This window comes from Ruegeria sp. N11, assembly GCF_056531525.1.
The window spans coordinates 83,858-98,759 of sequence record NZ_JBQFLX010000005.1; the positions used below are offsets into that span (position 1 = coordinate 83,858).

The 14,902-nt window shown below is 56.9% G+C and carries 14 protein-coding genes; 8 read left to right on the top strand and 6 right to left on the bottom strand.

Annotation, left to right across the window (positions count from 1 at the left end; translation table 11 throughout):
• Positions 1 to 294: 294 nt before the first annotated feature.
• The 4 genes from ACR0J8_RS06865 to ACR0J8_RS06880 form a co-directional block, all read right to left on the bottom strand.
• Positions 295 to 2,904, bottom strand: coding sequence for a VapE domain-containing protein (locus ACR0J8_RS06865; RefSeq protein WP_480889316.1), 2,610 nt, complete (start codon positions 2,902 to 2,904; stop codon positions 295 to 297).
• A gap of 168 nt (positions 2,905 to 3,072) precedes the next feature.
• Positions 3,073 to 3,270, bottom strand: coding sequence for a hypothetical protein (locus ACR0J8_RS06870; protein WP_480889319.1), 198 nt, complete (start codon positions 3,268 to 3,270; stop codon positions 3,073 to 3,075).
• The gene (locus tag ACR0J8_RS06875; protein ID WP_480889323.1) at positions 3,267 to 3,455 is read right to left on the bottom strand and encodes a helix-turn-helix transcriptional regulator; all 189 of its coding nucleotides are present in this window, start codon (positions 3,453 to 3,455) and stop codon (positions 3,267 to 3,269) included. The genes ACR0J8_RS06870 and ACR0J8_RS06875 overlap by 4 nt, the downstream gene beginning before the upstream one ends.
• A 220-nt stretch (positions 3,456 to 3,675) precedes the next feature.
• Entirely contained in the window at positions 3,676 to 4,992 is a 1,317-nt protein-coding gene (locus ACR0J8_RS06880) for a tyrosine-type recombinase/integrase (RefSeq protein ID WP_480889326.1), read from the bottom strand.
• 471 nt (positions 4,993 to 5,463) lie between these two features.
• On the opposite strand from ACR0J8_RS06880, the gene ACR0J8_RS06885 reads away from it, so the two are divergent.
• From ACR0J8_RS06885 to ACR0J8_RS06920, 8 genes are all read left to right on the top strand, one after another.
• Complete coding sequence (locus ACR0J8_RS06885; RefSeq protein WP_170615052.1) at positions 5,464 to 5,988, top strand: hypothetical protein; 525 nt, start codon at positions 5,464 to 5,466, stop codon at positions 5,986 to 5,988.
• A 273-nt stretch (positions 5,989 to 6,261) separates the two neighbouring features.
• Positions 6,262 to 7,137: a branched-chain amino acid ABC transporter permease gene (locus tag ACR0J8_RS06890; protein ID WP_480889498.1), complete on the top strand. Its 876-nt coding sequence runs from the start codon at positions 6,262 to 6,264 to the stop codon at positions 7,135 to 7,137.
• 2 nt (positions 7,138 to 7,139) lie between these two features.
• Complete coding sequence (locus ACR0J8_RS06895) at positions 7,140 to 8,237, top strand: branched-chain amino acid ABC transporter permease (RefSeq protein WP_480524064.1); 1,098 nt, start codon at positions 7,140 to 7,142, stop codon at positions 8,235 to 8,237.
• A complete protein-coding gene (locus ACR0J8_RS06900) occupies positions 8,234 to 8,998 on the top strand; it encodes an ABC transporter ATP-binding protein (protein ID WP_480524062.1) in 765 nt (254 codons plus the stop codon). The genes ACR0J8_RS06895 and ACR0J8_RS06900 overlap by 4 nt, the downstream gene beginning before the upstream one ends.
• Entirely contained in the window at positions 8,995 to 9,768 is a 774-nt protein-coding gene (locus ACR0J8_RS06905; RefSeq protein WP_480524060.1) for an ABC transporter ATP-binding protein, read from the top strand. Before ACR0J8_RS06900 ends, ACR0J8_RS06905 begins: the two co-directional genes overlap by 4 nt.
• 4 nt (positions 9,769 to 9,772) lie before the next feature.
• Entirely contained in the window at positions 9,773 to 11,659 is a 1,887-nt protein-coding gene (locus tag ACR0J8_RS06910; RefSeq protein WP_480889333.1) for an AMP-dependent synthetase/ligase, read from the top strand.
• Positions 11,660 to 11,688: 29 nt separating this feature from the next.
• Entirely contained in the window at positions 11,689 to 12,849 is a 1,161-nt protein-coding gene (locus ACR0J8_RS06915; RefSeq protein WP_480524056.1) for an ABC transporter substrate-binding protein, read from the top strand.
• Between the two features lie 134 nt (positions 12,850 to 12,983).
• Positions 12,984 to 13,655 (top strand): YrbL family protein, encoded by a 672-nt coding sequence (locus ACR0J8_RS06920; protein WP_480524054.1) that lies wholly within the window; start codon positions 12,984 to 12,986, stop codon positions 13,653 to 13,655.
• Positions 13,656 to 13,767: 112 nt separating this feature from the next.
• On the opposite strand, the gene rpsI is transcribed toward ACR0J8_RS06920, so the two are convergent.
• Both rpsI and rplM read right to left on the bottom strand, forming a co-directional pair.
• On the bottom strand, positions 13,768 to 14,253 hold the full coding sequence (gene rpsI, locus ACR0J8_RS06925) for a 30S ribosomal protein S9 (protein ID WP_170615060.1): 486 nt from the start codon (positions 14,251 to 14,253) through the stop codon (positions 13,768 to 13,770).
• 6 nt (positions 14,254 to 14,259) lie between these two features.
• Complete coding sequence (gene rplM / locus ACR0J8_RS06930; RefSeq protein ID WP_039536983.1) at positions 14,260 to 14,718, bottom strand: 50S ribosomal protein L13; 459 nt, start codon at positions 14,716 to 14,718, stop codon at positions 14,260 to 14,262.
• Between the last annotated feature and the right edge of the window lie 184 nt (positions 14,719 to 14,902).

A 14,902-nucleotide genomic window follows, 5' to 3' on the forward strand; every position in this document is an offset into this window, starting at 1 on the left:
ACTCTTACGTGTATCTAACCCCCATATACCCCCTATTAGTCATTCTATCCTTTTTAATAGAAATAAACGTCGCCACGCCGCCACACATGCTTAAGTATATGAAAAACTTAGATAATGTGTGGCGATAAGCGTGGCGACGTTTTTCTGCGTGGCGACGTTTTTCGTCGCCACCCCAAAAACCTACATAAAAACGTGGGTTAGATTATAGGCGTGTTTATGGGCGTTATTGTGGGTGTGTTTGTGTGGTGGCGACGTTTTGCCCATGCGCCCCGGGCAAAAACGTCGCCACACATATCAGCTTTCTTCGGCCTGTTGATCGTCGTCTTCGTCGGGCGTTTTCCCACCCTTTATTACTTCCCAACCTTCGGCCAGTTTGTCCGCCGGTTTGCTATTCTCACCCGGCACCCGATACCCCTGAACCTTTTTATATCCGCGCCCGGTTTTCGCCCGTTCGGTCGGGTGGCGATAGTCGCCTTTCACCGCCCCGCGATCTTCCAGCCAGTTCCGGATCTGCCTTTTGATCTTCCCGGACGGCGCGTCGAATTTCCGCCCCCGGTCTTCGATCAACAGCGTTTCGATTTCCGGGACCGACATCGGCACCCACGACTTGCCCACTTTGACCGGGCAGTCGTTGGCGTTCGGATCGTGGATCAGTGGTTTGCTGAAATCGTCGAAGTCGCCCCAGCGCGCCAGCATGGCGATCGCGACTTCGTCCTCTTCGGTCGCTTCGGCGTTGGCCCCGTCGGCGATCAGTTTCTGATCTTCCGGTGACAGGTGGAACGCTTCGCCCGCCTGCCAGCGGGTCAGCGCCTCTGCCCACAGCAGCGCGCGATCGTCGGCCGTGAACGGGATCGCGTCCCCGATCAGGTGGATCGCCCCGAACCGACGGTTCCCGGTGACATCGTGCAAGACCTGTCGGTCGTTCGATGTCGCGATCCAGATCGTGGTCCGGGCGATCTTGGCTTCGTCCGCACGGTATGCCTTGCGGTAGATGTCGTGCGTGTCGGACAGGAAGTTTTTCAGGTGTTCCATGTCCGCCTGCCGGAACGTCGTGGCAAGTTCGCCGAATTCCCCGATCCAGCAGCCGGTAACCTTGATCAGATCGTCGACGTTCCCGGTCTTCGCGCCGACTTTCAGCGCCAGCCCGGTCCGGACGAATTCTTCCGGGACAATCTCACGGACAAACGTCGTTTTAAACGTCCCCTGACGGCCGATCAGGATCGGGGTGACTTCGATCGGCTTCGACCGTTTCCGGTTGTTGTGGGCGGCCTGAACGGCCGACAGGATGAACGACCGCATGATCCGCCGGGTTGCGTCCGGATGTTCGGACGGCAGATGTCGATCGATCATGTCTTCCAGCCGTTTGACCCCGTCCCATTTGGGCAGGCTGTTCATCCATTCGACCGCCGGGCTGTATTCCCCGGGGGACATGGCGTTGATCATCGTTTGCACCCCAGCCCGGGGGAACGACTTCCGGTATGTGTGGGACAGCTTGTCTTTCAGCGTTTCCCGCAGCGTGATCCCGTCGTCCCCGATTTCGTCGTTCAGGATCTGCAGGTCCGGATTCTCATCGGTCACGCGCCAGACCAGCTTTTTCGAAACCATGTCGATATCGAACCGGATGTGGTTCACCCGCATGATGTGGCGCACGTTCACCATCGTATAGTCGGGGACATAAACCCCGTCGTCGATCGTGAGCAGCGACGGGTAGTCTAGCACTTCCTGCCCGTCACACGGGACATGGATCTGCCCGAACATCTGGTCTTCGATCGGGTCGCTGGATGTCATCGTCTTTTCCGCTGGGGTCGGTTCGGTCGGGCTGTCGCGCCAGTCGTACAGCGCCGCCCAGTCGCCCAGATCCCCGAACAGGCCGTCAGCGTCCGCCAGATCGGCCTTAACGCCGTAGACGACATCCACCCTGGGGCCGCCCTGTTCGACGGCCCAGTCGATGAATTCCCGGCCGTGACGCTTGTCCCTGCAATGGCCGTGGAAGCACGTAAAGCCGACCCATGGTTCCAGCGGTGTCGGTGGATGGAATCCGGCCTCTGTGCGGCCGTCTGAATGTTCGTCGCACCACGGGCAGGTGATCCGCTCAAAACCCCGGCGGCCGGGGCCGATGTGCCAGTCCTGTTCGAAGACCCAGTCGGTCAGCGGACAGGCGACGTCAGTCCCTTCGGGCAGCGGTTCGATAGATCCGCCGCTGACTTCGCGGTGATAATATTCGGTGATCTTCGCCCGCTCTTTGATCTGTTCCAGCGTGTAGATGTTATCGGGCTGCCAGACCCGCAGGCGCGCAGGCCAGAGTTTGCCCGGGGGTAAAGATCCCGGCAGGCGGAAAACCTGATTCAATTTCGTGGTGCCGGGATCGGTGAAACCATAAACCCCGAGATTGAACAGGAACTGGTCCAGTTCATCCAGATCCGTGATCGGCTCTTCCAGAATGTAGCCGTGTTGGAAGCTGCCGGGTTTGGTTTCGATCACCCAGCTAGGTTTGACCGGCAGTTCCTTCGCCTTTTCGCCGACATCGTCCACGATGATCGCGACCGTCGCGTTCAGGCTGTCGACGACCCGGCTGATTTTGCCCTTTTCGTCGACCGCTTCGATCCGATACAGCCCGGCGTTGAAGTGCGTCGCCTTTTTGATCCGCATGTTCGGTTCGAACGGGCGCGTTGTGAACGACAGTTGCGTGACGCCGTCGCTGTCTTCCCATTCGCGGGCGGTGGTGAATGTCCCGGTTTCGCCTTTGCCGATGACTTCCGGGTCGAAGATCGTCGACAGGAAATCTTGTTTCGTGACCGGCAGCGCCCGGGCGTTCCACGCCTTTAACTGTTCTGGGGTCGGTTTCGTATTCGGATCGAAATCCAGTTCGTTTACGGGGGCCGAAAGCGAATCTTTAGGTGACATGCAACGAGTCCTTTGCGATAGGACCGTTTCAGGCTACAACATACGTGGACACATGATGTTGTGGCTGGAAACAGCCCGGTTACTATTCGCCCCCGGCCATTGGTCGGGGGTGTTTCGTTCCGAACTTCGTTGCTGAGTGTTCAGACTGACGCGGACAGGCCGCGTCGGTCAATCCTTTTCGGATAGTGCGTTCCCGGGCGGCAGGTCCAGACGGATCTTGATGTCGGCCCCCATGTCCCGGGCGATCTTTTCGGCCAGTTTGAAATCCGACGTCGATTGAACACGAATCCCGCAGCCAAGCTTTTTGGCCGATCGGATCTGATTGCCGATCCGGGTTTCCGGCCATTCTTTCCGGCGTTCGCTCACGCGGCCAGACTTTCGTCATAGGCGCGGATCGCGTCGCCGTCCCAGCGCGTGGTGTTCGCGCCCAGTTTCACCGGCTGCGGGAATCCGGGTTTGCCCCGCGACCAGTTCCAGACGCTTGCGCGGTTGATCCCGTAGTGGTCCGCGACCTGCTGGTCGGTCCACCATTTTCCTTTCGGTTCTGCCATATCGTAATCCCCCTAGATTTGGCGGTTTCTGGCCTAATCGTTGGCCGGGATTGCGCTGCAGTCAACCGGTTTAACTCATATTTATCAATATCTTACGCACTCCGAAAAAGATTATCGTTCGGCCGCCGTGGCTTAGATCCGCCTGTCACGAAAAGACCCGCGCAGCGGCGGGTCTTCGAAGCGTTACGGATCTGGGCTTCCCAACGCGTTGGGAAGTCGGTCAGCCAGCCTGCAACCGGGTCACGTTGCCCGGTTTCGATTCGCCGCGCAGGAATTCACCCCACGCGACCATGACCGCCCGGCGGCGTTCGATCATATCCGTCCGGCGGTATGCGCGTTCGACATCAGATCCGACCGTGTGGGCCAGCGCGATTTCGGCCAGATCCTGATCGATCCCCTGTTCGGCCGCCCAGTCCCGGAACGTCGACCGCAGGCCGTGGGGGACCGCCGGGCGGGCGCTTTGGCGATCGACGAACGGGCCGCTGGCGGCGTGTACGCGTTTCATGCAGGCGGACAGGGCCGCGTCGGACAACTGGCCGCCCCTGACGGCCGGGAAGACGAAGTCGGCGCCCTGATCCATGCGGCGCAGGATCGCGACTGCTGCGGGCGTCAGGGTCACGCGATGTTCGCGCCCGGCTTTCATCCGGTCGGCCGGGATCGTCCAGACGGCCGCGTCCAGATCGACTTCGGCCCAGACCATGCCCCGGACTTCGCCAGAACGGGCGGCGGTCAGGGCCATGAATTCCAGCGCCCGGGTCGCGGTCCCGGATCTGGCGCTGACTTCGGCGAACCAGCCGGGGGCGTCCGCGATCTGCAGCGCCGGGTGGTGCGTGACCTTCGCGACCTTCGACGGTTTTGCCAGAACCGCGTCCAGATTGCCTTTCCAGCGGGCCGGGTTGTCGCCGTCCCTGAAACCGTGGACCGTGGCATAGGCCAGAACCATTTCGACCCGGCCGCGCAACCGGCTGGCCGTTTCGGTTTTGGTCGTCCAGATCGGTGACAGCATCGCCTTGACGTCGTTCACGTCGATGTCGCTGATCGGCAGATCACCCAGAACCGGCAGGGCGTATGCGTCCAAAGTCGCGCGCCACTGTTTCCGGTGTTTTTCATTGTCGAATTCCAGCAGCTTTTCGGCCAGAAATTCTTCCATGACATCGGCGAACCGGCGGCCTTTGCGCTGCGCCTTTCTGGCGGCCGCTCTGGCGGCTTTGCGATCTTCGACGGGGTCAGCGCCCCCGGCAATCGCCAATCGCGCCTGACGGGCCGCGTCGCGGGCGTCCGCCAGTGTTACGGCCGGGTATCCGCCCAGACCGATGTCGCGGCGCTTGCCAGCGACCGACGCGCGCAAGATCCAAGTCTTCGCCCCGCTGGGCGCAAGCTGCAGCATCAAGCCCGCGACGCCCCCGACGGCCTGCATGTGATTCCGCCCGGTCCCCGGGTGCGCGAGTCGCTTCACTTCGATCGCGGTCAGTTCCTTCGCTATTTTCGGCATCGTAAATTCCTTACCCATCATCTTACCCATCAAAGGCTTTGCCATTGCAGGCGGCTGGACGCAACAGGCTTTGACAGCGATCAGGGCTTAACCTGTTGTTTACATGTCATACTTTTTACGGGGTTCGACGACAGGCGACAGGGCAATGGCGGCCTGTCTCTCCGCCATACTCCCCACAAGTATTGTTTGAGCCGACTTAGGAGGTTGGTGCATCGGCGTGTTGTGGCTTTTGTCGCGTTAACATTCGCCTGTACGCGGTTGAAAGAAGACAAAATCATTGCCTGAAAAACATGAGAGTGTTTCTTTCTAAACAGCCCGACGTCAATCACCGGATCGGTCTATTTCAAAGAAGCAACGCCTAATAACAGTGCGGCGGCACATTCTTGCCGCTGTTGCACGGTCGGATCAGCGTGCAGTGGCCCAAGATCCGAATTTGCAAAGAAATCCAGAGATTTCCCCCTTTGCCCAAGGGTAGATTTGACCCATCTCGACCGAGTAGAATTGAAGGAGACACTCATGTCGCGCACTTTAATTATCGGAATCGCCATCGCCGCCATTGGCGCAGGCGCCTATTACATCCTGAACCAACCCGAGCCGACACCGGCAGAACAGTTGCAATCGGCCGCCGAGGATGCAGCCGACGCGGCCAGCGAAGCTGCATCCGCCGTGCAGGATGCCGCCAGCGAAGCGCTGCAAAACGCAACGGAGCAGGCCAGTGAAGCCGCCTCATCCATCTCGGATCAGGCGGCAGAGCTTGCCGAGCAGGCCGGACAGACCGCAACAGACCTGGCCGATCAGGCCGGCGAGCAGGTCGCATCGCTGAGCAGCGAAGGCCAAGAGTTGCTTTCGTCCTGGATCGAAGAAGGCGCATTGACCCTGCAGAACTTTGACTATGACAAGATGGTTGCAGCGGTTCAAGAAAGCACTCTGACTCAAGACGTCAAGACACAGACGATCAAGATTCTGGATGAAATCAAGGCTTCGCCGGAAACGATTGCTTTGAAAATTCAGGAACTGCAGCAGCTGTTCACGCAGCAATAAATCTGATGGGGTCGGTTTCCGGACCGGCCCCCGTCTTGCATTATCCAACAATGCACTTGTTCCCATTTTCCCAAGGCCCTCTGCGGAGAATGAGCGCTGGAAAAATGAAATTTCAGAAAGGCTTATCTCGGGAAATTTTGCCGTCAACCTACTAATGCCGCGAAAAAAGAGTGACGAAACGGTGATTATCGCGCCATAGTATTCTCAAGCCGCGGCGTCCTTTGAACGACCGGGCACCAATGATTCCGGACATACCGGACGTGGGAGGTGATTTTGGACAACGCGCAGTTGCTGGTCAGCGGGTTGGCAAACGGATGTGTCTACGGTCTGATCGCGCTTGGCTTTGTGCTGATCTACAAAGCAACAGAGGCCGTGAATTTCGCACAGGGCGATTTCATGATGCTTGGGGCGTTCGTGACCATCGGCCTGACGAATACCGAATATATGGGACTGCCTTTCTGGCTTGCTCTGCCAATTTCCTTCACGGTGATGGGCGCTTTGGGCTATCTGCTCGAGCGTCTGATTATCCGACGCCTGTTTGGCGAAAGTCAGACTGCTGTTGTAATCCTGACAATTGCTCTGGGCTTTGTCATCCGGTTCGCCGCCGGTTTGATCTGGGGGCACGAGCCGCAAACTCTGCAAAACCCTTTGGCGGGCAAGGAGGTCCGGTTCGGCGGACTGGTTCTGGGGATGGAAGACGTGGCCGTCATTGGCGTCACTTTTGTTCTGACCTGGGGTCTTTACGCGTTTTTCAGCAGAACAAAGCTCGGACTGGCGATGCAGGGGGCTTCGCAGAACCAACTGGCGGCTTATTACATGGGCATCCCGGTGCGGCGCGTTCAGGGCTTTGTATGGGCACTGGCAGGTGTTGTCGCAGCTATTGCGGGTGTTATGTTCGCCGCCAAGGGGTCGGTCGACCCGACAACAGGACTGCTTGGTATCAAGGCCTTCGCGGCTGCCGTTATCGGCGGCTTCGGAAGCTTGCCCGGCGCTTTGGCGGGTGGGTTGATTGTTGGGGTCATCGAACCGTTTGCAAGCCGTTACATCGCGGCGGGTTACAGCCAGATCGCCCCTTACGCCTTGCTTCTGGCCGTGCTGGTTTTCCGACCCAACGGATTGTTCAGCCAAGTACGTATCAAGAAGGTCTGATCATGCGGGTTGTTTTCAAAACAAGTTACTTGCAGGACATCAGACCGTGGAAGGACGGGTACCAGTTGGGAATGTACCTGGCCTTGCTTGCCATAGCCGCCGCCGCACCCTGGTGGCTGGACGATTTCTATCTTGGTGAACTGACAAACGTTCTGATCTGGGCGGTCGCAGGACTGGGATTGATGCTGCTGACCGGCCACACCGGACAGGTCAGTCTGGGTCACGCTGCCTTTCTGGCCGTTGGATGTTACGCCAATGTCATTCTGATCGAGGCTGGAATTCCGTTTATGGTCGCGTTTCCATTGGCCGGGGTTTTGACCGGCATCGCCGGAGTAACTGTTGCCATCCCTGCCCTGCGGTTGCATGGGATTTACCTGGCGATCTTCACGATGGCTTTGTCTATTCTCATGGACGACATAATAGTGCTGGCCGAACCCGTTACCGGAGGTGTCTCGGGTAAGTATTTGGGCGGGGTCGAGATTTTCGGGCATCCGGTGGATCGCTGGGCAACGCCGTCCTGGTTCTACTGGCTGGTTCTGTCAATTTCGGTTGTTGTCACATTGGGCTATATCAACCTTCTGCGCACTCCTTTGGGGCGCAGTTTTATCGCCGTGCGGGATTCCGAGGTATCCGCACAGGCCATGGGCGTGGATATCGCCCGAACCAAAATGATCTCGTTCGCCTTGTCCTGCATGGTCACGGGCTGGGCTGGCGCGCTGATGGGCATGTTTGCCGGCGCATTTAATAACGAGACTTTCAGTGTCCTGATTTCGATTCAGTTGCTGATGATGATCGTGATCGGCGGGCTTGGATCAATCCATGGTGCCTTTCTGGGCGCGATCGTCATTGGTTTCCTGCCGCAGTTCCTTTCCATTTCAAAGGAATACGTCGGGACCTTGATCGGCGGGAACACGGTTGCCATTCCGGGACTGGAGTTTGGTATTTTCGGGATGATCCTGATCGGGTTCATTCTATTTGAGCCGATGGGCATTTACGGCCGCTGGCTGAAAATACGCACATGGTTTGAGCTGTTTCCCTTCTACCGAAGAGATATGTTCAAAAGGCAGAAATCCTATCTCAGAACGGAGCGTCTGAGATGAGTTTTCTGAACTTCGAAAACGTCACCCTCAAGTTTGGCGGACTGACGGCCGTAAATGACTTGTCGTTTTCAGTTGAAAAGGGTGAGGTTTTCGCAATCGTTGGTCCAAATGGTGCGGGAAAATCTACCGTTTTCAACTTGATATCCCGGTTTTATGATCCAGTTTCCGGATCCGTCATATTCGACGGACATGATCTGCTGAGGGTTAAACCCTCTGGCGTTGCCGGTTTTGGTGTTGCGCGCACATTCCAGAATATCGAGCTGTTCGAGCATGCCACGGTCCTGCAAAACCTGCTGGTCGGGCGGCATCGGCATCGTAAAGCTAATTTACTTTCTCAGGTTCTGTTCACACCGTCCGCAAAAAGACAGGAGATTGAAAACCGTGAGAAGGTTGAAGAGATCATTGAATTCCTCGACCTGCAGGCCTTTCGCGACAAGATGATATCGGGCCTGCCCTACGGTGTCCGCAAAGTCGTCGAGGTAGCGCGGGCATTGGCCACCGAACCCGGCCTTTTGATGCTGGACGAGCCGGCATCGGGTCTTTCCGTTGAAGAAACAACAGACATGCGGTGGTGGATCGACGATATCAGGCGGCAAATGGGTATAACTGTGCTGATGGTCGAACATGATATGGGTTTGGTGTCCGGCGTGTCGGATCGGGTTCTGGCCATGGCGGACGGTGCCCGGCTGGCCCTGGGAACACCGGCAGAAGTTCAGTCGCATCCGGCCGTTATCGAAGCGTACCTGGGAAAGGCTTCATGAGAGAACCGATCCTGACCATCCGCAATGTCGAAAGCTTCTATGGCCCGATCATGGCCATACGCGGTGTATCTTTGGAGGTACACGAGGGCCAGATCGTTTCCATCCTGGGCGCGAATGGTGCTGGCAAGACGACCCTGATGAAAACCATTTCGGGTGTAATGGACCCGGAAAAGGGGCAGATCACCTTTGAAGGTCACGACATTCAGGGGGCCGAGCCGCACATCGTCGTTCGGAAAGGAATTGTGCACGTCCCTGAAGGGCGCGAAGTTTTTCCGTTGCTGACAGTGGATGAGAACCTAAGCCTTGGAGCCTATACTTCGACCGACACAACACGTGTCGAGCAGGACCGGGAACTGGTTTTTTCCTATTTCCCGATCCTGAAAGAAAGGCGGCATCAGGAGGCCGGGACGCTGTCGGGGGGGCAACAGCAAATGCTGGCAATCGGGCGCGGGCTGATGGCGAACCCGAAGATCATGCTGCTGGATGAGCCGTCGTTGGGGCTATCACCCATTTTGGTGCAGGAGATTTTTGGCATCCTGAAACGTCTGAACGAAGAACAGAACATGACGATGATGCTGGTTGAACAGAACGCAAACGCAGCGCTGGAACTGGCACATTATGGATATGTGATGGAAGTCGGCCGCATCGTCATGGACGGGCCTTCCGGCGATCTGATGAAATCCGACGATGTCCGGAACTTCTATCTGGGCGTGCAAGAGGACGGTGCGCGCGAAAACCGCCGTTGGAAGCGCAGAAAGACGTGGAGGTAGGCGGATGAATATCAGCCCCCTGCCCCCTCAGACGACGATCAACGGTGTTCAGTACAATGCAATGCCAGGTCAGCGCCCGGTTTGCGTGGATGGTTGCATCACCATCGGTCAGTTGTTCCGAAAACGCTGTTTGGAACTGGGCAGCCGGACGGCGCACCGCGAAAAGGATTATGGCATCTGGAAGTCCTACTCGTGGAATGACTACTGGAAACATGCCGAATGGATCGGGCTTGGACTGCGGAAACTTGGCCTGCAACGGGGCGAGGTCGTTTCAATCCTTTCCGAGAACCGCAAAGAATGGGCCTGGTTCGACATGGGCATTCAGGCCGTCGGTGGCATCGCCTCGGGGGTTTATACAACTGAATCGGCCAAGCAGTTGAACTATTTGATAAATGACAGCGGCAGCCGGTTTCTGATTGTTGAAAACGAAGAGCATCTGGACAAGTATCTCGAGATACAAGGCGACGTTCCCGGTCTTCTGAAGGTCATCATCCTTGAGGACGAAGGCCTGCACGATCTGGATCATCCACATTGCCTGATGGTCGATGACCTGTATGAGATCGGGAGACAGGCCGCTGCAGAAGAACCGGATCGGTTTTCGGCAGAAATTGCCAAAGCCTCTCCTCCGGATACGGCATTGCTGGTCTACACGTCCGGCACCACCGGAATGCCGAAAGGCGCAATGCTGAGTCACGAGAACATTCTGGCCGCCATCGAAGCCGGAGCGCACTCCATGCCGACCATGGCCAGTGACGAACAGCTTTGTTTCCTGCCTCTGTGTCACATTCTGGAGCGGGATGTATCGGTATTCTTCCCTCTGGCCGCGAAGTGCACGGTGAACTTCGCGGAAAGCCCGGAGACGGTTTTTGCCAACCTGCAGGAAGTTTCACCCACAACCTTCACGGCGGTTCCGCGGGTATGGGAGAAAATCTTCTCACACGTTCAGATCATGGCGCAGGAGGCTACGCCGATAGGACGCGCAGCCTATGGAATGGCCCTGAAGGCCGGCTACCGCCGCGCTGAATACCTGCTTTCCGGCAGGCCTGTTCCGATGGGCATTTCCGCGCGCTTTTGGCTGTGGGACAGGCTGGTGTTGCGAAATCTCAGGCGTATGCTGGGGCTGGATCGAATTCGACGCGGTGGCACAGGGGCAGCGCCGATCTCGCAAGAGCTGCTGAAATGGTACTGGGCCATCGGCGTGCCGTTGATCGAAGGGTTCGGCATGACGGAAACAGCCGGGCTGGCGTCCATCAACACGCTGACAGACAACAAGATCGGTTCAATTGGCAAGGCCGTAGCAAACAATGACATCCGGATTTCGGACGAAGGCGAAATTCAGATCAAGGGGTTAAACATCTTCCAGGGTTACTGGCGCAACAACGCAAAAACGGCCGAGACATTTACGGCCGACGGCTGGCTTAAGACAGGCGATATGGGCCGCATCGACGAAGATGGCTTTGTGTCCATCACGGGACGCCTGAAAGACATCATAATCACTGCTGGCGGCAAGAACGTTACTCCGGCCGAAATTGAAAGCCGTCTGAAGTTCAGCCACTACATTTCGGACGCGGTCATCATCGGGGATCAGCGCAAGTATCTGACCGCCCTGATCATGATTGATCAGGAAAACGTAGAAAAATACGCGCAAGGCCGGAAAATCCCGTTTTCAAGCTTTGCGTCCCTGTGTGCAGCCCCCGAAATAAGGGATTTGATTGGCGCTGAAGTATCGTCGGTCAACGACGACTTTGCCCGCGTTGAGCAGATCAAGGACTTTCGCCTTATCGACGTTCTGCTGACCGCCGATGACGACGAACTGACCGCCACCATGAAGCTCAAACGGAGTTTAGTTGAAAAGAAGTACACACATCTCATTGAAAATATGTACGAATAGGCATGGTGTACGCCAAAGGGAGGATGAATATGAAGAACGTGATGAAAGGACTGGCAGCATTCGCCGCCCTGTCGGTTTCGCCGAATCTGGCGATGGCCGAAACGCAGGGCGTCACAGATAGCGAAATCGTCATCGGTTCGGTCAATGATCTGAGCGGGATCTTCGCTGCAGTTGGTGTTCCTGCCACGAAGGGCGCAAATGTGGTCTTTGACCGAGTGAACGCCGAAGGTGGCGTTCATGGCCGGACCATCCGCTTTGTCGTCGAAGACAACGGTTATCAGATGCCACGCGCCATGCAGGGCTATAACAAGCTGCTGAATCGCGACAAGGTTTTTGCCATGCTGCAATCGCTGGGAACGCCAATGAACTTGGCGGGATTCAAGCTGTTGGATCCAAAAGGGATTCCCAACGTTGCCCCTCTGACAGCCGCGCGTCAGATGTTGCAGGAGCCAATGCGCAACAAATTCACGTCCTTCTCGACCTACTTCGATCAAAGCCGTGTTGGTGTGAAGTATCTGGCCGGTCAGTTCGGGTCTCAGGCGGTGTGCAGCATGTATCTGCCGACAGACTTCGGGGAAGAAATCCTTGAAGGAACGAAGGCAGGTGCCGAAGAAGCAGGCATCAGCTTTGTCGCCGAGACCACGCACAAGCCGGATGAGACGGATTTCGTCGGCTCGCTCAGCAAATTGCGGGATGAAGGATGCGATATCGTGACGATAGCGCTTGGGGTAAGGCAGGCGATAACCGTTGTGGGCACTGCCAAGAAGATGGGCCTTGAGGATATGAAATTCCTCGGCACCTCGGCCAGCTTCCTGACCGTGGTCGCCCAGGTGCCCGGCGGCGTGACCGAAGGCTTTTACGCCGCAGCCTCCTGGCAGGACTTGTGGGCGCGGGCAGATGAACCTGCGCCCGCAGCCTTCATTGAAGAATACAAAGCGGCTACCGGCGAAGACCCGGTGGGCTTTGCGATGCTGGGGTATTCAGCGGCGGAAATGATGGTCATGGCGCTTGAAGCCGCAGGCCCTGATCTGACGCACGACAGCTTCATCGCCGCGATGGAAACGTTGGACTATCAGGACGAGTTGATCGGGAATCACATGTCATTCGGTCCCGAAGATCATCAGGGCGCCGATTCAGTCTATGTCAACGTGGTTGAAGACGGAGCCTGGAAACTGGTCTATGAGGAATAGCTCAGGGAAACTCCTTACCTGAATTCAGCAACTACGACCCGCCCGCTTGGGCGGGTCTTGCATATTGGGTGCATGGCGCTGATCTCGGCACCCGCTAAGCTTGCGCTGTCACGAAACTGTTATTATCTGGCGGTATGGCTACATCTCGAATCGAAAATCGGCTGAACCTGCAAAACTGCGAAGTCATAGCGCAGGGAAACCGTCAGTTTGTTTATCAACACCCTGACTCGCCGGACACGCTTCTGAAAATTCCGCAACCGCATACCCAGGACGAAAACGCCAACCTGGTGACGGACACCTTGTTCGACCGTCTTTTTCGCCGGTCTACGGTGTTCAAAGGGTTCTTGCGCGAATTTCATGAGTCCTTTGACCTGATGGTTCGCTATCAGAACCGAGACGAACCTATTCCGGTCTGTGAAGTCCGCGGCGTGATCCAAACCAATCTGGGTCTTGCGCTGATGTACGAGCGCATCTCGGAACCGGACGGCCAATTGTCACCCAGCCTAAAGGAGCTGGCCCAAAGCGGGCGTCTAACGCAGGAACATCTGGATTCACTGAACAAACACTTTGACATGTTGGTCGAAGAACAGGTCCTTATCAGCAACAAGAATGCTGGAAATATTGTCTATCAGTCGTACTCTGACGGGTCCGGGCGGTGGGTATGGATCGACAGTTTTGGCAGCAAGCAGATGATACCCATACGCCGCTGGTCGCGCCGTATGAACAAGCGCAAACTTGATCAGATTAGGCAAAGGTTCATGGGCCTCGCCGAAGCGGCGGTACAACAAAGCAAAGCTGAACATTAACCTGCGTTCAGACGAAACCAGCGGTTTATCACCTGCAACTGGCGCAATCGCCTGAACAAAAAAACGGTCGCAATTTCTTGCGACCGTCTGAATTCTGAATCTCTGTAGCTTATTAACGCTTCGAGAACTGGAACGAACGGCGTGCCTTGCGCTTACCGAACTTCTTACGTTCCACAACGCGGCTGTCGCGGGTCAGGAAGCCAGCGGCTTTCAGGGCGCCGCGCAGGCTGGGATCGTACAGCTGCAGTGCTTTCGAGATGCCGTGCTTGACCGCACCGGCCTGACCGGTCAGGCCACCGCCTTTGACGGTTGCGACAACGTCGAACTCACCTTCCACGCCGGCAACCTGGAACGGCTGGCGCAGGATCAGCTGCAGAACGGGACGTGCAAAGTAGACGTCCTGATCCTTGCCGTTCACGGTAACCTTGCCGGAACCCGGCTTGATCCAAACGCGGGCAACAGCGTCTTTACGCTTGCCGGTTGCATAAGAGCGACCCAGTTCGTCACGCACGGGTTCACGCACGATGACTTCTTCGGCCACGGTTTCAACGCCTGCGACGGCGCTCAGCTCTTCGAGAGTATTGATCTGATCAGCCATCGGTCATTAGCTCCGGGTGTTTTTCTTGTTCATGGACTTAACGTCCAGAACTTCGGGGGCCTGGGCTTCGTGCGGGTGCTCGGCACCGGCGTAAACGCGCAGGTTGGTCATCTGCTGGCGCGCCAGACGGTTGCCCGGCAGCATGCGCTTGACCGCCTGGGTCACGACGCGCTCGGGGTGTGCACCCTCGAGGATCTGCTGCTTGGTGCGCGATTTGATGCCGCCCGGGTGGCCAGTATGCCAGTAGAAGTTCTCTTCGCGCTTCTTGCCGGTCATCTGGATTTTGTCAGCGTTGATTACGATGACATTGTCGCCCATGTCCATGTTCGGGGTGAACGACGCTTTGTGCTTGCCACGCAGACGCATGGCGACGATCGAGGCAAGACGGCCCAGAACAACGCCCTCGGCGTCGATCAGGATCCATTTCTTGTCGATGTCTGCAGGTGTTGCAGAAAAGGTTTTCATGGCAGGATAGTCCTGTTTGATGTGAAAGACCGCCCCTGGCGGAGCGGCCCGAATTCGATGGATGGGGTTTAGACCTACTGCAATCAACGGTCAATACGTGCAAGCGTGATTTAATTAAGTAATTACAGCAGGTTAAAAAATAGGTATTATTTTACCCCAAAAAACTTGTTCCAAAATGGCCATC